Source organism: Polaribacter sp. PL03, from assembly GCF_033875165.1.
Classification (GTDB): domain Bacteria; phylum Bacteroidota; class Bacteroidia; order Flavobacteriales; family Flavobacteriaceae; genus Polaribacter.
Window position 1 is genome coordinate 187,379 of record NZ_JAWZSV010000002.1, and the last position, 20,449, is coordinate 207,827.

Annotated in this window: 14 protein-coding genes; 8 read left to right on the forward strand and 6 right to left on the reverse strand. The window is 29.8% G+C overall.

Translation table 11 applies throughout. The annotated features are described in order from the left end of the window. Nucleotides 1-47: 47 nt before the first annotated feature. From SHK09_RS04090 to SHK09_RS04105, 4 genes are all read left to right on the forward strand, one after another. A complete protein-coding gene (locus tag SHK09_RS04090; protein WP_319809506.1) occupies nt 48-956 on the forward strand; it encodes an EamA family transporter in 909 nt (302 codons plus the stop codon). Nucleotides 957-1,254: 298 nt separating this feature from the next. Then, on the forward strand, nt 1,255-4,587 hold the full coding sequence (locus SHK09_RS04095; RefSeq protein ID WP_319809507.1) for a transglutaminase family protein: 3,333 nt from the start codon (nt 1,255-1,257) through the stop codon (nt 4,585-4,587). A gap of 20 nt (nt 4,588-4,607) precedes the next feature. After that, complete coding sequence (locus SHK09_RS04100; RefSeq protein WP_319809508.1) at nt 4,608-7,163, forward strand: circularly permuted type 2 ATP-grasp protein; 2,556 nt, start codon at nt 4,608-4,610, stop codon at nt 7,161-7,163. Nucleotide 7,164: 1 nt separating this feature from the next. Beyond that, the gene (locus tag SHK09_RS04105) at nt 7,165-8,109 is read left to right on the forward strand and encodes a transglutaminase family protein (protein WP_319809509.1); all 945 of its coding nucleotides are present in this window, start codon (nt 7,165-7,167) and stop codon (nt 8,107-8,109) included. A gap of 3 nt (nt 8,110-8,112) precedes the next feature. Here SHK09_RS04105 and SHK09_RS04110 read toward each other — a convergent pair whose 3' ends face one another. The 3 genes from SHK09_RS04110 to SHK09_RS04120 form a co-directional block, all read right to left on the reverse strand. Next, complete coding sequence (locus SHK09_RS04110; protein ID WP_319809510.1) at nt 8,113-9,120, reverse strand: alpha-E domain-containing protein; 1,008 nt, start codon at nt 9,118-9,120, stop codon at nt 8,113-8,115. A 7-nt stretch (nt 9,121-9,127) separates the two neighbouring features. Next, nucleotides 9,128-10,597: a circularly permuted type 2 ATP-grasp protein gene (locus SHK09_RS04115; protein ID WP_319809511.1), complete on the reverse strand. Its 1,470-nt coding sequence runs from the start codon at nt 10,595-10,597 to the stop codon at nt 9,128-9,130. A 130-nt stretch (nt 10,598-10,727) separates the two neighbouring features. Then, nucleotides 10,728-11,777 (reverse strand): putative zinc-binding metallopeptidase, encoded by a 1,050-nt coding sequence (locus SHK09_RS04120; RefSeq protein WP_319809512.1) that lies wholly within the window; start codon nt 11,775-11,777, stop codon nt 10,728-10,730. A 190-nt stretch (nt 11,778-11,967) separates the two neighbouring features. Between SHK09_RS04120 and SHK09_RS04125 the strand changes: the two genes are divergently transcribed. From SHK09_RS04125 to SHK09_RS04140, 4 genes are all read left to right on the forward strand, one after another. Next, nucleotides 11,968-12,537, forward strand: a complete 570-nt coding sequence (locus SHK09_RS04125; protein WP_319809513.1) for a Crp/Fnr family transcriptional regulator — start codon at nt 11,968-11,970, stop codon at nt 12,535-12,537. Nucleotides 12,538-12,605: 68 nt separating this feature from the next. Continuing rightward, the gene (locus tag SHK09_RS04130) at nt 12,606-13,346 is read left to right on the forward strand and encodes an acyl-CoA desaturase (RefSeq protein ID WP_319809514.1); all 741 of its coding nucleotides are present in this window, start codon (nt 12,606-12,608) and stop codon (nt 13,344-13,346) included. Between the two features lie 218 nt (nt 13,347-13,564). Next, complete coding sequence (locus tag SHK09_RS04135; protein ID WP_319809515.1) at nt 13,565-15,190, forward strand: M14 family metallopeptidase; 1,626 nt, start codon at nt 13,565-13,567, stop codon at nt 15,188-15,190. Between the two features lie 12 nt (nt 15,191-15,202). Next, nucleotides 15,203-16,945, forward strand: coding sequence for a M14 family metallopeptidase (locus SHK09_RS04140; RefSeq protein WP_319809516.1), 1,743 nt, complete (start codon nt 15,203-15,205; stop codon nt 16,943-16,945). A 72-nt stretch (nt 16,946-17,017) separates the two neighbouring features. Here SHK09_RS04140 and SHK09_RS04145 read toward each other — a convergent pair whose 3' ends face one another. From SHK09_RS04145 to SHK09_RS04155, 3 genes are all read right to left on the reverse strand, one after another. After that, the gene (locus tag SHK09_RS04145) at nt 17,018-18,556 is read right to left on the reverse strand and encodes an SDR family oxidoreductase (protein WP_319809517.1); all 1,539 of its coding nucleotides are present in this window, start codon (nt 18,554-18,556) and stop codon (nt 17,018-17,020) included. 12 nt (nt 18,557-18,568) lie between these two features. Beyond that, nucleotides 18,569-19,909: a DEAD/DEAH box helicase gene (locus tag SHK09_RS04150; protein WP_319809518.1), complete on the reverse strand. Its 1,341-nt coding sequence runs from the start codon at nt 19,907-19,909 to the stop codon at nt 18,569-18,571. A gap of 216 nt (nt 19,910-20,125) precedes the next feature. Further along, entirely contained in the window at nt 20,126-20,317 is a 192-nt protein-coding gene (locus SHK09_RS04155; protein ID WP_004570569.1) for a cold-shock protein, read from the reverse strand. Between the last annotated feature and the right edge of the window lie 132 nt (nt 20,318-20,449).

The window sequence follows — 20,449 nt, forward strand, 5'->3', positions numbered from 1 at the left end:
ATATCATTTTATAATTACAGAATGTCTTAAAAAACTATATTCGCGCCATGTGGATGTATTTAGGCTTATTGGCCGCACTTTTTTTAGGATTACACAATTTATGTAAGAAACACGCAGTACAAGGAAATGAAGTTTTCCCTGTACTTTTAGGTACAATACTCTCTGGTTTTTTACTTTTATTACCCTTTTTTATTGGTTCAATTTATTTTCCTGAATACACAAAAGAAATCGGTTTTTACATTACACCTATTCCTTGGGAAACACATGGTTTTATATTTATAAAATCGATGATAATGGCCGCTTCTTGGGTTTTAGCATACCAAGCTTTAAAACATTTACCAATAACTATTGTTGCTCCTATTCGTTCTGCAGGACCATTTTTTACTTTTATTGGTGCTATTTTAATTTATAAAGAACAACCCAATTTTTTACAATGGATTGGTTTTTTTCTTATTATTTTCTCAGTTATTTTATATTCTAAAATAGGTAAAAAAGAAGGTATTAATTTTAAACGTAATAAATGGGTTTTTGCTATTATTGGTGCAACATTCTTAGGTGCTTCGAGTGGTTTGTATGATAAGTTTTTAATTCAGAGTTTAGAATTAAATCCACAAACCTTACAATTTTGGTTTTGTTGGTATACAGTCTTAATATTATTGGTAATTTTATCGATTACTTGGTTTCCTAATGCAGCAAAACGAAAAGCTTTTAAATTTCGTTGGACTATTGTTGCTGTTGGGTTTCTTTTACAAACAGCAGATTATTTTTACTTTAAAGCACTACAGGATCCAGATGCTTTAATTATGTTACTATCTGCTATAAAAAGGAGTCAATTAATAATTGCGGTAGTTATTGGAGGTATTGTTTTTAAAGAGAAAAACAAACGCAAAAAATTAGTTCCTTTAGCAGGAATTATGATTGGTGTTTTTTTAATTTTATATGCTTCTAATTCATAAAAAGTAGTACGCAACCTCTATTTTAATATTTTAACTTTATGTAGATCGAAAACAAGTGTAATTATCTTCTATCTATAAGATTAAATCTAAATTTAATCATTAATAACAATTTAATAAAGTCTAAAAAATGTTAAATTGATATTTTAAATATGATAAAACGAATATTATAATAAAATTTGATTTATCAATACTTTTTTTATACCTTTTAATTCTATTTAGTAATTAAAAAAGCTAAGTTTGTAATTACTCCTTGTGGTTATTTTAGTAATAAAATTACTGACAAATAATATGAAAACCTATGGCATTAAAAATTGTAATTTCTCATAAGACTACTTATAAATATGATCGTAAAGTATCTTTGTCTCCTCATATTTTTAGATTAAGACCTGCACCTCATTCTAGAACACCAATAGAATCTTATTCCATAAAAATAACTCCAGAAAACCAGTTTTTTAATTGGCAGCAAGATCCTTTTGGAAACTATGTTGCACGTTTAGTTTTTCCAGAGAAAACAGATGAACTGTCTATAGATGTAGAAATTATTGCAGATTTAAAGACCATAAATCCGTTTGATTTTTTTATTGAAGAGTATGCAGAGGAATTTCCTTTTGTATACACAGATATTATTAAAAAAGAATTACAGCCATATTTAGAAATTACAGATAAAGGAAAACTATTAAAAAACTTTATAAAAACATTAGATTACACGCCTAGAAAAACCATTTATTTTCTAATTGATATCAATCAGAAAATTTATGAATATTTAAATTATAACATTAGAATGGACCCTGGTGTTCAAACTTGTGAAGAAACATTACAGCAAAAAAATGGTTCTTGTAGAGATTATGCTTGGTTGTTTGTACAAACGTTACGTCATTTAGGTTTTGGTGCTCGTTTTGTTTCTGGTTATTTAGTTCAATTAAAGTCAGATGAAAAATCTTTAGACGGTCCTTCTGGTCCTGCAGAAGATTTTACAGATTTACATGCTTGGGCAGAAGTTTATTTACCAGGTGCAGGTTGGATTGGTTTTGATGCAACTTCTGGTTTATTAGCTGGTGAAGGTCATATTCCGTTAGCTTGTACACCTTCTTTTGAAAGTGCTGCACCAGTTTCTGGAATGACAGATAAATGTGAAACAGAATTCTTTTTTGAAAACTCTGTTACAAGAATTTTTGAATCGCCAAGAGTTACAAAACCATATACTGAAGAACAATGGTTAGATATTGATAAGTTAGGGCATAAAGTAGAAAAACAGTTACAAAAAAACGATGTTCGTTTAACTATGGGAGGCGAACCTACATTTATTTCGGTAGATGATTTAGAGTCTCCGGAATGGAATACTGCTGCAGATGGCCCACACAAACAAAAGCTTGCAAAAGATTTATCTCAAAGACTATATGATAAGTTTGGTAATGGTGCTGTTTTGCATCACGCACAAGGAAAATGGTATCCTGGTGAACCTTTACCAAGGTGGCAAATAGAAATTTGTTGGAGAAAAGATGGCAGACCAATTTGGTTTAATAAAAAGTATCTAGCAACTTTTGCAGATGATTTTGTGGTACCACCAAATACAGATAAATTATTTTTAGAAACTCTAACTAAATATTTAGGTGTTTCTACACAACATATAATACCCGGTTTCGAAGATGCTTTCTATTTTTTATGGGAACAAGGTAATTTACCAATAGATATAGATCCTACTAAAGATAAAGACAATTCTTTGGTAAAAAATAAACTAAAAGATATTTTAGAAAACGGTACTTCTACTCCTGTTGGGCATTTACTGCCTTTAAACAATACAGAAGGCAAATGGTTTACTAGCGAATGGTCTTTTAGAAGACAACATTTATTCTTAACTCCAGGAAATTCTCCAATGGGTTTAAGGTTACCTCTTAGTTCTTTATTAGAAAAACCAGAATCAGAAGTTTTTCCTGTATACGAACCAGATTTATTCTCTAAAAAGAAACGCCTACCAAGTTTTAAAAATATAGTAAAAAATAGGCATAAAGATTATTTGGATAATGGATTGGATAAAAACCAACCAAATTATTTTGTTAGAACTGCAATTTGTACAGAAATAAGAGATGGTAAATTGTATTTGTTTTTGCCACCTTTAGAAACAGCAGAAACCTTTCTAGAGTTAATTGCTGCAATTGAGTTTACAGCCAAAGAACTAGATGTTCCTGTTATTATGGAAGGTTACGACCCACCAAAAGATAATAGGCTAGAATCTTTAAAGATTACTCCAGATCCAGGGGTTATTGAAGTAAATGTGCATCCTGTTACTAATTGGACAGATTTATGTAAAAATACGTTTACCTTTTATGAACAAGCAAAACTCTCTAGGCTAGGTACAGAAAAGTTTATGTTAGACGGTAAACATACAGGAACTGGTGGAGGAAATCATGTAACATTAGGAGGAACATCACCTGCTGATAGTCCACTTTTACGTAAACCAAGTTTACTAAGAAGTTTATTAACTTTTTGGCAACATCACCCAGGATTAACATATTTATTTTCTGGTTCTTTTGTAGGACCTACAAGTCAGGCTCCAAGGATAGATGAAGCTCGTATGGATAATTTATACGAATTAGAAATAGCTTTCAGTCAAATTCCTAAAGATGGCGAAGTTCCTTTTTGGTTAACAGATAGACTTTTTAGACATTTATTAACAGATTTAACAGGTAATACACATCGAGCAGAATTTTGTATCGATAAATTGTACTCACCAGATTCTTCTACTGGAAGGTTAGGTATTTTAGAACTTCGTGGTTTTGACATGCCTCCTCACCCAAAAATGAGTTTAGTACAAATGTTATTGGTAAGAACTTTAGTTTCTTGGTTCTGGAAAAAACCATACGAACATAATCTTGTGCGTTGGGGAACAGAATTACATGATAAATTTCTAATAGAACACTATGTAAGAGAAGATATTAAAGATATTGTTTCTCAACTTAACAAAGCGGGTTACGATTTTCAAGAAGATTGGTTTAATCCATTTTTTGAATTTAGATTTCCGTTACACGGAATGGTAGAGATTAACAATGTACATTTAGAATTACGTGCAGGAATAGAACCTTGGAATGTTTTAGGTGAAGAAATGACTGGTGGAGGAACTGCTAGATATGTAGATTCTTCATTAGAAAGGTTACAAGTAAAAGTTTCTAACTTTACAGAAGAAAGGTTTGTATTAACTTGTAATGGCGTAAAAGTTCAATTAAAAAATACAGGAGTAAAAGGAGAATACGTTGCTGGTATACGTTACAAAGCATGGGATCCATATTCTGCCCTACACCCAACAATTCCTGTAGACACACCATTGGTTTTTGATATTGTAGATACATGGAACAAGCGCTCTATTGGTGGTTGTACTTATTTTGTAGCACATCCAGGTGGTAGATCTTATGACGCATATCCTATAAATGGTTATGAAGCAGAATCAAGAAGAATAAATCGTTTCTGGGAATTTGGTCATACACAAGGTGAAATTAATCCGATAGAAAATATAAACTTAGACGTAGATAATCCTACAAGAAATGTTGAACAAAAAGGTAGTTCTAAAAAGTTTACATACAAAGAATTACCTATTAACTTCGAGTTTCCTTACACATTAGATTTACGAAAAAAATAAAGAGTGACGTTGCTCATTAGATGGAAGCCATAACAAAGAAATTATTTGAAAATTATTTTTTAGAGTCTGATAACTATGATGAGTTACTTTCTCCTAAAATGGATATTAAAGAAGATTGGAAAGTCTTATTACAAAACTTATTAAAAATCGATGCTAAAAAGTTAGCATCGAAACAAGTAGACATTAATTGGCTTTTAGCAGAAAATGGTGTTACTTATAATGTATATAATGATCCTAAAGGTTTAAATAGACCTTGGGATCTTAATATTGTTCCTTTTATAATTCAAAAGAAAGAATGGGATATAGTTGAAAAAGGAATTCAACAAAGATCTGAAGTTTTAAATCTTATTTTAAAAGATTTATACGGAGAAAAGAAATTGCTTAAAAACGGTATTATTCCTCCAGAAGTTATTTATGCTCACAGTGGTTTTTTACGTTCTTGTGATCAAATAAAATATAAAACTTCTAAGCAACTTTTAATTTATGCTGCAGATTTAGCAAGAGGGCCAGATGGTAGAATGTGGGTTGTAAATGACAGAACACAAGCACCTTCTGGCATGGGTTATGCTTTAGAAAATAGATTTTCTACAAGTAAAATTATACCAGAATTATATACGAATATTAATGTATCTCAACCTTCTAACTTTTTTAATGACTTTAACAAGTTATTATTAAATGCTGCACCTACAAATGTAGAAAACCCAATGGTTGTAATTTTAACTCCAGGGCCGCACAACGAAACTTATTTTGAACACTCTTACCTATCCTCTTTTTTAGGATATCCTCTTGTAAAAGGAAATGATTTAGTTGTTAGAAATGGTAAAGTTTGGCTAAAATCTTTAAAAGGTCTAAAACAAGTAGATGTTATTTTAAGACGTATCGACGACGTATTTATGGATCCATTAGAATTAAGAGAAGACTCTTATTTAGGCGTTGCTGGTTTATTAGAAGTTGTTCGTTTACAGAACGTTACTATTGTTAATCCTATAGGAAGCGGTGTTTTAGAAAACCCAGCTTTAGTTCCTTTTATGGAAAATATTTGTAAATATTTTCTAAACGAAAAATTAATACTACCACAAATTGCTTCTTGGTGGTGTGGCCAAGAAAAAGAAAGAAAACATGTTTTGGCAGATTTACCTTCTTTTGTTGTTAAAAGAATAGATAGATCTCAAAGAGAACACATTTATTTTTGTGAGTTTTTAAGCAAAGAAGCTCTTAAAAACCTTAAAAAAGAAATTCTTGAAAATCCATATAAATTTGTTGCTCAAGATAAAATATCTTTTTCTACAGCGCCAAATTTTGTTGATGATAAATTAGAACCTCGTAAGATTTTATGTCGTACATTTTCTATCGCTAAAGAAGATGGTTATAGCGTAATGCCTGGTGGCTTGGTTAGAGTTGCACCAGAAAGAGAAGAATTATTTGTGTCAAATCAACGTGGTGGAACTAGTAAAGATTTTTGGGTTGTTAATAATGAACCTCAATCTAGCTTACAAAACTACTCTTGGAATAATACAAGTTCTAATTCTTCAATAAATATAAACGATGTTCCTAGTAACACTGCAGAAAACTTATTCTGGTCTGGTAGATATTTAGGAAGAACTTTAATGACAGCAAGGTATTTAAGAATGGTTTTAAACCAGATGACTAATGTACCTTTTGAAGACAAAAAAACTGATTCTAAAAAATTAAAAATACTTTATCAATCCATAACAAAGATAACATCTACATTTCCTGGTTTTACAGGAGAAAACGAAGAAAAAGCACTAAAAAATCCATTAAAAGAGATGGAAAGTCTTATTCTAGACGTAACTAAAATTGGTGGTTTTGCACAATCTATGCAAAGCTTTAATAATTCTTATTATTCTTTAAGAAATTTATGGTCTAAAGATATGTGGCGTGTTTTTGATGGAATTCAAAAACATGTTAAAAAATTAAAAGAAGAAGAAAGTCATACAATTTATAGTTTAACTAGTTATTTTGATAAAATTATTACAAGGCTTATTGCTTTTATGGCACTTATAGAAGAAAGCATATTGGTAAGACAAGGGCTTCTACTCTACTTTATTGGTTTACAAATAGAAATTAGTGCAATGTCTATTGAAAAATTTAGAGCTTTATTAATTGTAAATTATGATGAAGAATTAACATATGAAGTTTTAGAATCTTTGTTAAATAGTCATGAAAGTTTAAATATTTATAGATATAGTTATAAATCTTATTTAAGTGTAGAAAACGTAGTTAATTTATTAATTTTAGATAAAGAGTATTCAAGATCTTTAACCTACCAAATGCATAGATTAAAAAAAGATATTGATAAATTACCAAATACAAATGAAAATTCTGAAATGACTGTTTGTCAAGATAATATTATGGCAGTTATTAATAAAATTGAAAGTTTAGATTTAAAAGAGATGTTGGTAGTCGATTTAGAATCTAACATGCGTAAAAAACTAGATAATTTACTATCAGATTTAAGTGATTTATTACATATAACTTCTTTATCAATTTCAGATACTTACTTTAACCATTCTCAACCACAAAAACAGTTGGTAAACAGAAATATTTCTAATTAATATGATTTTCGACCTTTGGCATAAAACTAAATATTCGTACGAAAATGGTGCTTCATTTTGTCATAATATTACAACCATAAAACCTAAAAATTTCCCAGGGCAAGAGCTTTTAGAGTATCGTTTAGAAATATCACCTACTCCTACAGATATTTCTGAAAGGTTAGATTTCTTTGGTAATTCTGTAACCCGTTTTTCTATACAGCAGCATCATGAAGAATTAATAGTTATTGCTAGAAGTAAAGTTTCTAGAGATTACAGCTTGCAAATTAATGAAGTTGATTTTTCTGAAGGTAAAAAAGTAACTATCGAAGAAACTATAAAACATTTAAAAAGTACGGAATTAGAAATTATAGATGTAAGGCAATATGTATTATCATCTCCACTTATTTCTAATATAAGTGAAGAAATAAAAGAATATGCTGCTGTTTCATTTCAACCAGAAAGATCTTTATATGAAGCTTCTTATGAATTAATGCAGCGCATTTTTACAGACTTCGATTTTGTACCTGGTTTTACAAACATAGCAACACCGTTAAAAGAAGTTATGACTGCAAAAAAAGGTGTTTGTCAAGATTTTGCACAAATAGCTATTGCTTGTGTTCGTTCTATGGGTTTACCAGCAAGATATGTTAGTGGTTATATTGAAACTTTACCTCCTAAAGGAAAAGAAAAATTAATAGGAACAGATGCTTCGCATGCTTGGTTTTCTGTTTATATACCCACGTATGGTTGGGTAGATTTTGACCCAACAAATAATCAAATTCCAAAAAACCAACATATTGTTGTTGCTCATGGAAGAGATTATTATGATGTACCACCTTTAAAAGGAGTTATATTTAGTATGGGAAAAAATGAAATGGATGTCTCTGTAGACTTAAGACCTGCAAAAACATTTCCAATTCAAAATCAATCTCAATCTCAATCTCAATCTCAATCTCAATCTTAAAGTTTATTTTTTACTTTGTTTTTGTGTTTGTTTTTGTATTTCGGGTTGTTTCTTAACCGCATCAGAAATATTAAAATAGTTGTCTTCTATTTTTTCTGCAATTAATACTAATTTTTTAATTAAATCGGCTGTAAATTCTTCTAAGTCAACTTCTATATCTTCAATTAATTTATACTCAAATTCAGATTTCATTTTACTAATTAAAAATGCAGCAGAATCAGTTGGTATGTCTTTATTTTTTGAAATAATAGAAATGTATTTATAAATTTGATTTAAACTACTTTTAATAGATCTTGGGCATCTATCATTTAAAATAACAAACTCTAAAGTATTTTTTCTTGAAGGTGCTTTTTTATAATAACGACGCATCATATCATAAGTAGAAACACATTTTAATAAAGTTGTCCATTGATAATTACTAACAGTAGAATCACCTTCTTTTGCTTTTGCAGCAGAAACATCACTTACTTTTGTATTAATAATTCTTGCAACTTGTATTGCCCTTTCTAGGTTTACACCTAACATAATTATTGCATAAACTTCATCATGTAAAAGTGTTGATTGAATTTTACTTCTAATTTCTGAAGAAGATTTTGTAACCAAGGTTGTAAAATCATACAATCCGCTTTTAACAAAACTATCTACAGAGTACGCTTTAATTGTATGGTTAATTCTATTGATATTCTCAAAAAGTTCTGTTGAAATTAAATCTCTAGCACATCTTGCATTTTCATGTGTATTTATAAAAGAGTTAATAATAGAATATGGTTTTTCTAAATTTAAACCAACATTATATAAAACTTCTTCTTCATCTAGCGTAATATCTGCTTCAGTAATATCATTTGCGGTCATGTACATTATAGATCTAAGTACAAATTGTCTAGACTGCGATAATTCATCTGGTGCATCTAAAGAAGAAAAATAATTTACATTTAAGAAACGGGCTAAATGCTCTGTTCTTTCAATGTATCTTCCCATCCAAAAAAGGTTATTGGCTACTCTTGCTAACATATATTTTCTATTTTTTTAAAACCCAAGTATCTTTTGATCCTCCACCTTGAGAAGAGTTTACAACTAAATTACCTTTTTTAAGAGCAACTCTAGAAAGCCCTCCTTTTAAAACAAAATCGTTATCATCTTTACCTAATAAAGTAAAGGTTCTTAAATCTACATGTCTAGATTCAAAAGATTCTTGGTCATCTATGTATGTAGGATGTGTAGATAAAGACATTATTGGTTGTGCAATGTATTTTCTTGGTTCTGCTTTAATTGTTTTCTTAACTACTTCTATTTCTGCTTTTGTAAGTTTATTTCCTATAGAAATTCCATAACCACCAGATTCATCAACCGGCTTAATTACTAACTTATCTATATTTTCTAAAACAAAACTCATTTCCTTTTCTCTACTACAATGATAAGTTTGCACATTGCTTAAAATAGGATCTTCGTCTAAGTAATATTTAATAATTTCTGGCATATAAGTATAAACAGCTTTATCATCTGCAACACCTGTACCAGGAGCATTTACCAAGGTAACATTACCTTTTTGATAAACAGAAAATAAACCAGGAACACCTAAAAGAGAATCTTTTCTAAACACTAACGGATCTATAAATAAATCATCTACTCGTCTATAGATTACATCTACTTTTTCTGGGCCATAAATAGTTCTCATATACACAAAACCATTTTCTACAAATAAATCTCTACCTTCCACCAATACAATACCCATTTCTTTTGCTAAGAAAGAGTGCTCGTAATAAGCAGAGTTATAAACTCCTGGTGTAATAATTACACAAACTGGTGCATCTACACCTTGTGGTTTTACAGATTCCATAGTTTCTAATAATTTAGAACCGTAATCTACAACCGTATGTGTGTTATACTGATTAAAAACACCAAAAAGAGCATGTTTTACTGCATTTCTATTTCCAACAACATAGCTGACCCCAGAAGGACATCTTATATTATCTTCTAAAACATAGTATTTACCATCTGAATGTTTTATTAAATCTGTACCAGAAATATGATTGTATATATTACCTGGCGGATTTAAACCTTTCATTTCTGGTAAAAAATTAACAGAAGAATTTATTAAGTCTAAAGGAACTATACCTTGTTTAATTATTTTTTGATCATGATAAATATCCCAAAGAAAATGATTTAAAGCCTTACTTCTCTGCAGAACACCTTTTTCTATAGTAGACCATTCTTTATTGTTTATAATTCTAGGAAATAAATCAAAAGGAAAAATTTGTTCTTTCACTTCTTTTTCTCCATAAACCTGAAACGTAATTCCTAAATTAAAAAAAGAATCTTTTGCCTGTTTGTTTAAACGGTTAAATTCATCAACAGAAAAAGTTCCAAAAATATCAAATAACGTTTTATATATGCTTCTTAATTCATTGTCCTTATCAAAAAGTTCGTCATAAAATTTAGGATCAAACTCATATGAGGAAAATAGTGGTAAATGATTAGTTTTTTTCAAATCTTAATTTTTAGTAAATATAAATTACACTTACCAAATTAGTGAGAATATTTTAATAAAAATAGACTTTTATTAAAATATTCACTTAACATTATAAATTTTATAGCATTAGTAATTAAAACAAAAAATTCTATCGTTTTGGCAAAAGAAGTTTGTGAATAAATCTTAATTTTTCGATAATAGCAGGTGAAATTACAAACGGGTATACATCTGGAACTCCCATTGCTCTATTAATACTATTTACAGCAAAAGATAAAGGAACACATTTTTGAACAATTACATCAAAATTTTCTTTAGTATAAGGATCAAATGAAACTTTTGTTTTTAATGCTTTTTTATTTACGGCTGGTTTTACATTCAATCTAAAAAAGAAAGCTGTTTCAACCATATCCATAATATGTAAATAATGTGCCCAAGTTTCTGCCCAATCTTCCCATGGATGAGAGGTTGCGTATTCGCTAATAAAATTTTCTTGCCAATTCTCTGGTGAACCATTTTTGTAGTAAGTCTTTAAAGATTCTCCATAATCTAAGTCTTCATTACCAAAAATAGCTCTAAATTCTGATAAAACAATTGGATTATCTCTTACCAATTGGTTCCAAAAATAATGACCAACTTCATGCCTTAAATGCCCTACAAGAGTTCTGTAAGGTTCTTTCATTTGCTTTCTAGCTTTCTCTCTTAATACAGAGTTTCCTTCACTAATTAAGATTGTAATAACACCATTTGCATGCCCTGTCATTAATTTAGGATTGTTTTTTCTAGCAACAAAATCGAAACACAAACCTTCTTCATCATCTAATTTACTAGGTAAAGCTAAACCTAATTTTTGAAGCTGATAAATTAAACGATGCTTAGCAACTTCTAAATTTTGCCAATTCTCAAAATTATCTGAATCTGAATTTGAAAGATTAGGTATTGTTCTATTTAATACACATGCACTACAATATTCTTCTGTAGAATCTTTTTTAATTACCCAATTACAAACATCAAACTCTTTGTTTTTACAATATTTATATTCAACTTTCTCTCTATCTGAAACTAATGTTTCTTTATGAGGAGCAAACGTTAACATTTTACGATCTACGTCTCTATAACCGGATAAATGTCCGCAATTTTCGCATGTTAAGTTTTCGAAATAAATAGCGAAATTACAATGACCACATTTAAATATTTTCATGGTTTTAATTTTGCCGCAAAATTACTATAATTTATCATATTTAATTCTTTTAATTATTGATATTCTTATGTAAAACAATAAAATAGCGAAGTTTAAAATATTAAAAAAAGAATGCTTTTATATGTAAATGATTAACAACTTCCTTTATCAAAATCATATCTTAGCACTTCAATTATATGAAACAAAAAAATTGGAGCAAATAAAAACATACATAGATCAAATAGCTGCCATTTCTAAAAGCGATTGGAATTTTTTTAGTTCTAAATTACTGCGTCGTACAATTCCAAAAAAAACTATTTTTTTAAAAATTAACGAAGTAGAAAACCATATTTCTTTTATAGAATCTGGTGTAGTAAGATTATATATTCCAAAAGAAAACCCAGATAAAGAAATTACTTTTGGTTTTAGTTTCGAAGATCAATTTATAAGCGCATACGATTCTTTCTTAACTCAGAAACCGTCTTTATATCAATTACAAACTCTTACAGAAACAAGTCTTTTAAGTATTAGTTATAAAGATTTACAAGAGGTTTACAAAACAACTCAAATAGGAAATTTAATAGGTAGATTAACTGCAGAACGTCTTTTTCTTATAAAATCTAAGCGAGAACAAAACTTATTAAATCTTACTGCAGAAGAACGTTATTTAAAATTATTTAAAGAACGTCCAGAGCTTATAAAAATAATTCCTTTAAAATATATTAGCTCTTATATTGGTGTTACTGCACAAGCATTAAGTAGAATTAGAAAACGTTTATAACAGTTGTTTTATTGACTTGGGTTCATTGTTTAATACTCGATATCGAATTATCTTTGTAAAAAAAATAAATGATTATAATTATATTTGTTTTGGTGCTTTGGTATGGAGGTTTGTTCTTTCAATCTTTCTTTCTACACCGTTACGCTGCTCATCAAGTTTTTACAATGTCTAAAACAATGGAGCGTATTACTTTTATTTTAACTTGGTTTTTTCAAGGTTCTAGTTACTTAAGTGCTTATGGTTATGGTATTATGCATCGAATGCACCATGCATATACAGACACAGAAAAAGATCCTCATTCTCCTTCATATGATGCTAATTTATTTGCTATGATGTGGAAAACAAAAACGATTTATCAAGACATAAATGATCAAAATATTGCTGTAGATGCAAAATTCACTAAAAATGTACCACAATGGAAAAGCTTTGATGCTTTTGCAAGTTCTCGTTTTTCTAGAATTCTTTGGATAACTTTTTACATTGTATTCTTTGCATATTTTACAACAGCTTTATGGCAATGGGTTTTATTACCAGTTGCTCTTTTAATGGCTCCAATTCACGGAGTAATTATTAATTGGTTTGGTCATATTTATGGTTATGTAAATTATAAAATGACAAATACGAGTAAAAATCTATTTCATTTCGATTTTTTAATGATGGGTGAAGGTTATCATAACAATCATCATAAACATGCTAGTAGCGCTAACTTTGGTGTAAAATGGCATGAAGTAGATGTTACTTATTTAATTATAAGAGTTTTAGATTTCTTAGGTTTTATAAAATTGAAACCTGTTGTTATAAAAAAATAACTTATTTATAAGCTATTCCTTAAAAAATAGATTTTCCTAAACATAATTTGGTACATGTATTAACTTTAAGATTCATTATTAGTAAAAAATGTAATCTTAAAGTTAAAATATGTTAAAGAAAACCTAATGTTTTCATCTTAACTTAAGTAAACATCTGTTTATATAGAGAATTCTATATCTTTAAACATAATTATTTAAATTAACCAAACTTAACTATTATGTTTAATAAAAAACGAGCACTTCTCTTTTTTATAGGGATAACTATTTGCTTTACCTCACTACAAATTTCGGCACAATCCGATTATAGTAATTACAGCAAACTCACACAAAAAATTAAAAGCTTACAACGAGCAAATTCCTCTAACAGTAAACTAGAAGAATTAACTACAACAATTGGAGGTCACAAAATTTGGGCTTTAACATTATCTAAAGGAGAGGCTAAGAATAAACCAGCAATAGCAATTGTAAGTGGTGTAGATGGTTCTCATATTCTAGGACCAGAAATGGCTGTTAATATTGCTGAAAACATATTAAAAGAGCATGCAGATGTTTTAGAAAATACTACTTTCTATATTTTCCCAAACATGAGCCCTAATGCTACAGAAAACTACTTTTCGTCATTAAAACATTATAATAATGGTAATGCTAAAAATACAGATGATGATAGAGATGGAGAAGTAAATGAAGACCCTTTTGATGATTTAAATAAAGATGGTTTAATTACAATGATGCGTGTAGAAGATATTACAGGAGACTACACAAAATTAAAAGAAGATGAAAGAGTGCTTGTTAAAGCAGATAATAATAAAGGAGAAAAAGGTACTTATAAACTTTTTTCTGAAGGAATAGATAATGATAAAGATGGTCTATTTAATGAAGATGGAAAAGGCGGAATTTTATTTAACAAAAACTTTAGTTACAACTATAAATATTTTACGGCTGGTGCAGGAGAACATCCTGTTTCAGAAAAAGAGCATAGAGATTTATTAGCTTTCTTATATGACCAATGGAATATTTTTGCAATTGTAACTTTAGGCCCAGAAAACAACCTTTCTACTCCTGTAAAATATAATGCTTCTGGCGCAAAAAAGAGAGTTGTAAGTAGTATTTTAAAAGAAGATGCTGCTTTAAATAAATTTTTATCAGATAAATACAATACAATTACAAAAACAAAAGATGCACCTAGTTCTAAAGGAAAAGGTGGTAGCTTTTTTGAATGGTCTTATTTTCACTTTGGTAAACTAGCCTTGTCTACTCCTGGTTGGTGGGTTCCTCAAGTAAAAGATTCTACAAAGAAAGCTTCAAAAAATAATGTTGCAAATTATTTAAACTGGGCAGAAAAAGAAAATATTAGCAATGCATTTGTAACTTGGAAACAAGTAAATCACCCAGATTTCCCAAATCAGAAAGTAGAAATTGGTGGAATTGCACCTTATAAAATGATTAATCCACCTTATCAGATGGTTACCGAAATTAGTAAAAAGCACACAGATTTTATCTTAGAATTGGCTAAAATGCAACCAAATATTACGCTACAAAATTTAACTTCAGAAGCTGTAGGAAATGGAATAACAAGAATTTCTGTAGACGTACACAACAGTGGTTTATTACCAACACATACAGCCATGGGTAAAAAATCTAGATGGTTAAGAAAAATTAAAGTTGCCGTTACTCTAAATAAAAATCAGCAAATTATAAGTGGTAGAGAAATTACTTTGGTAAATAGTATTGATGGAGATAGTACTAAAAAATTCTCTTGGTTAATTAAAGGAAATGGAAGTGTTGGTATAGAAGCAGGAACTTCTCATACAGGTATAGACACAGCAACAATAAAATTAAAATAAAAATTAGAAAAAATGAAAACCAATATAAATATATTAAAATCATTGTTGCTACTATTTTTATTTCCGTTAGCAATTGGTGCACAAAATAGCTCAGAAATATTTAGAGCAGCAGGAACACCACATAACCCAAAAGTTCAAATTTCATTTAATAGATATTATACTTCGGAAGGATTAGCTGCATTAGGTAAAAAAATTGCAGATGCACATCCTAATTTAGTAAAAAGACAATCTATTGGTAAATCTGCAAAAGGAAAAGATATTTGGATGCTTGCTGTTACCAATTACAAAGAAGGAAAAGCTGATAGAAAACCTGGATTTTATTTAGATGGAAACATTCATTCTAATGAAATACAAGGAGGAGAAATTAGTATCTATACAGCTTGGTATTTAACAGAAAACTTTAACAATAACGATTATATTACAAATATGTTAAATGATCGTGTTTTCTACATTGTACCAACAATAAATCCTGATGCTAGAAACGACTACATGAAAGAGCCAAATACAGGTAGTAGTCCAAGATCTGGTATGATTGCTTTAGATGATGATAGAGACGGAAAGTTTGATGAAGATGGTTATGATGATATTAATGGCGATGGTTCTATTACAAGAATGCGTAGAAAAAATGATGACGGAAACTATATTGTAGATCCTTTAGACCCAAGAAAGATGATTATTATTGGGCCAGATGATATAGTAACAACCCAACGTTACGAGTATTTAGGAAACGAAGGAATTGACAATGATGGTGATGGAAGAATAAATGAAGATACACATGGTTATTATGACCCAAATAGAGATTGGGGTTGGAAATGGCAACCAGATTATGTACAACGTGGCGCATACAGACATCCTTTTTCTTTACCAGAAACCAGAGCTGTAGCAGATTTTGTTTTAGCACACCCAAACATTTCTGGAGCACAAAGTTTTCATAACTCTGGCGGAATGATATTACGTGGTCCTGGTGCACAAGAAGACCTTGCAACATACAACAGACAAGACATTAGAATATATGATGCAATTGGTAAAAAAGGAGAAAAAATGTTACCAGGTTATCGTTATTTAACTGTTTACAAAGATTTATATTCTGTTTTTGGTGGTGAGTTAGATTGGTTTTATGGTAGTAGAGGAATTTACACTTTTACGAACGAAATTTTCACTCCGTTTGCTTATTATAAAAAGAAAGGAAGAGATAGAAACCAAACTTATGATTTTGATAAAGAATTGTTAATGGGAGATGCTTTTACACCTTGGCAAGAATTTGACCATCCTACATATGGTAAAATAGAAGTTGGTGGCTTTAAGAAGAATTTTGGTAGAGCTACACCTGGTTTTATGTTAGAAGAAGAAGCTCATAGAAATATGGCATTTACATTTTATCATGCACATCACATGCCTAATTTATCTATTTCAGATATTTCTGAAAAGAAAATGGGTGGTGGATTAAAGGAAATAACTGTAACAATTAAAAACGACAGATTAATGCCAACTCATGCTAGTCAAGATTTAAAATACAAAATTACAAGACCCGATTTTGTAAGTATCTCTGGTGTAAAAGTAGTGGCTGGTATGTTGGTAACAGATGCTGATTTTAATGTTACTGAAGAGCAAAAAGTAAACCCATCTAAAATGAGAGTTAATAATATTCCTGGAAGTGGTGTTGTAAAAGTTCGTTGGATTGTTAAGGGGAATTCTAAATTTACAATTACTGTTGATAGTGCCAAAGGAGGTTTACTAAATAAGCAGAGTAAATAAAACTTATACTTTAAATAAAAAAAGCCCATCTTTTAGATGGGCTTTTTATTTTATGTGAATTCTATCTAATTTTTACCAATCTATTGGAAAATAATCTTTTAAAAATTTACCAGACCAATGTTTACCTGTATTAATACCATCAATTAAAGGATCCATAACTCTTGCTGCACCATCTACAATATCTAATGGTGGCTGAAAATCATGCACTTCTACTTTCGATTTAGATAACTCAGCAGGGTCTTCATCTGTAACCCAACCTGTATCAACTGCATTCATATAAATACCAGATTTAGCAAATGTAGAAGCAGAAGTATGTGTTAACATATTTAAAGCAGCTTTTGCCATATTAGTATGAGGATGTCTGTCTACTTTCTTAAATCGATGAAACTTACCTTCCATAGCAGTAACATTAATAATATGTTTTTTACCCGTATTTTCTTTCATCATTAAATTAGACAAACGATTACACAGAACAAAAGGAGCTACAGCATTTACTAGCTGTACTTCTACCATTTCAGTCGTTTCAATTTCACCTAATCTTAAACGCCAACTATTTGTTTTTCTTAAATCTACTTGTTGTAAATCTGCATCTAATTCTCCTTCAGGAAAAACTTCTGCCGTCTGCAAAGAATTATCAAAACTATACGGTATTTGAGATAACTCAGCAGAATTTCTTAAACCAATTCCTGGTTCTGGTCCGTGCCAAGTAACAGGCAATACATTATTTTTACTTGTTTTTGAAGTAGAAACACTTAAATTAGATAGTTCTACCAAACAATCTGCATGTTCTTTTAATAAAGTCTGTGCTAATAGTGGTAATTGATCTATTGGTTTCTTCTCATTTTCCATTAAATGGAAATAAAAACCTGAAGGTCTTCTTACAGTTTGTGCAGCGTTATTAATTAGAATATCTAATCTATTGTATTTTTGTTCTATATAATTACAAAAAATCTCTACACTTGGTATATGTCTTAAATCTAAACCATGTATATGCAAACGATGGTTCCAATCTTTATAGTCTTCTTCTTTAGAAAAACGAATAGCAGAATCTGCAGGAAAGCGTGTGGTTGCAACAACTGTTGCCCCAGAACGTAATAACATTAATGTTATATGATATCCTATTTTTAAACGAGATCCTGTAATTACAGCAACCTGATCTTTTAAATCTGTCGTTTGAAAACGTTTCGCATAATTTAAGTCTCCACAATCTGTACACATTGTATCATAAAAATGATGCAATTTTGTAAAAACAGCTTTACAAACATAGCAATTTCTCGATGATTCTAATTCAGGTGTATCTTCAGAAGAAATTGAAGCTGCAGCAAGTAATTTAGGCGCAACAAATAATTTAGCTTCTCTGGCAGAACGAATTCCTGTAGATTTTCTGGCATGCTTATCGCTTTCTATTTGCTTACGTTTAGCAGCTTTTTTAGCATCTTTTCTTCGTCGTTGAAATTCATCACGATTTGGTCTAGACAACTCTCCTGCTACTTTAAAAAGCGACACTCTTTGCGCTTCCGGTAATTCAAAAAGTTGATTGGTATCTTCCAATAATTTCTGAATTGTAGCAATACAAGATGCTACTTCCTCATTTGTTTTTTTATCGCTCATAAAATAATAGCACTATTTCTTTTTCTTCTTTTTTATAACATCAGAACTTGTATTAGTAGCTTTTGTACTCGCTAAATAATTAGCTAATATTTTATCTACTAATTCTTCTTTTGTTAAATGATGAAAAATGGTTTTTATTTGAGATTTAAAATCTTCTGAAACGGTACGATTTGGCTTCGTTTTAAAAATCTTATTCGCCCAAATTAATCCATTACTTTCTTCAATACTTTTAGCATCTGCCTTTTTAAAAGCCTCAAAACGAATATCTAATGCTTTTTCAAAATCGCCAATATCTTGTCTTTCTTCTTTCTGAATAATAGTTAAAGATAAACCGCTTGCTCCTGCCCTTGCAGTTCTACCACTTCTATGCACATACGCATCATACGTATCTGGTAAATGATAATTTACAACATAAGAAAGATCTTTAACATCTATACCACGTGCTGCTAAATCTGTAGCTACAAGAATATCTATATGTCCTTCTCTAAATTGCCCCATTATACGGTCTCGAATACCTTGCGTTAAACTACCATGAATTGCACCTGAAGAAAATTTATTAATTGCTAAGTTTTTTGCTAATTTATTTACAGCTGCTTTCGTTTTACAAAAAATAATACCTCTTTCACCTGCTTTAGAGTTTAGAAAATGTAATAAAACTTCTAACTTTTCTATTGGCTCTACCACAACGTATTTGTGGTCTATACCTTGGTGGCCAACAGATGCCATATCTGCTTCAATTTGCACTACATGTTTAGACATATAATTCTGAACCAACTGTTTAATAGTTCCTGGCATTGTTGCAGTAAAAAGCAACGTTCTTCTAGTTTTAGGAATTTCTGCAATAATACTATCTAAACCTTCTTTTAAAGCGCTTACCATTTCATCTGCTTCATCTAAAATAAAGTAAGAAATATTTTTAATATTAACAGCTTCTCTTTTTACTAAATCGGCTAATCTTCCTGGAGTTGCAACAACAATATGTGTTGCTTCTTTTAAACGGTCTATCTGAGGTTTAATAGGTATTCCGCCACAAATAGTAGCTATAGATATTTTAGGACTGTGTTTTGCAAATGACTCTAAGTTACTAGAAATTTGTTGCCCTAACTCTCTTGTTGGTGCTAAGATTATTGCTTGTATATCCGGGTTTTCTACATCAATTAATTGCAACAGTGGCAAACCAAATGCAGCTGTTTTACCAGTTCCTGTTTTTGCTAATGCAACAACATCTTCTTTTTGATTTAAAACAATAGGAATTACTTTTTCTTGAATTTCAGTTGGTGTTGCAATGTTTAAATCTGCTAAACTCTGTTGTAATTCTTTATTAATTCCTAAATCTGAAAACTGTTTTGACATGAAAATATTTTTATGCAAAGATAATGACTGTTTTAATTTATTGTGTTTTTTATATGCAGTATTATTTGGGTTTATAAGATGTTTTTTATTGATGAATAAAAGTTTTATTTATAACAATTAAAGAAATTCAAAAAAACAGGAACAAACCTTAAATTATATGCAATAAAAAAGCCCATCTTTTAAAGATGGGCTTTTTTTGAAAAATATGAATTTATATTAGATAACTTTTACGTTAACTGCATTTAATCCTTTGTTTCCTTCTTGTAAGTCAAATTCAACTTGGTCACCTTCTCTGATTTCATCTACTAATCCAGAAATGTGAACGAAATGATCTTTATCAACTCCTTCTTCTGTAATAAATCCAAATCCTTTAGACTCATTGAAAAACTTTACTGTACCTTTACTCATCTTATTATAATTTAATTTGTAATATTATATTGCAAAGATGGTTCCAATAAATTAGAAATCAAGTATAAATCTCATAAAACTTCTAATTATCCTCATTTATTTAGGTTTTACTAGCCAAACAAGTAGGAATTA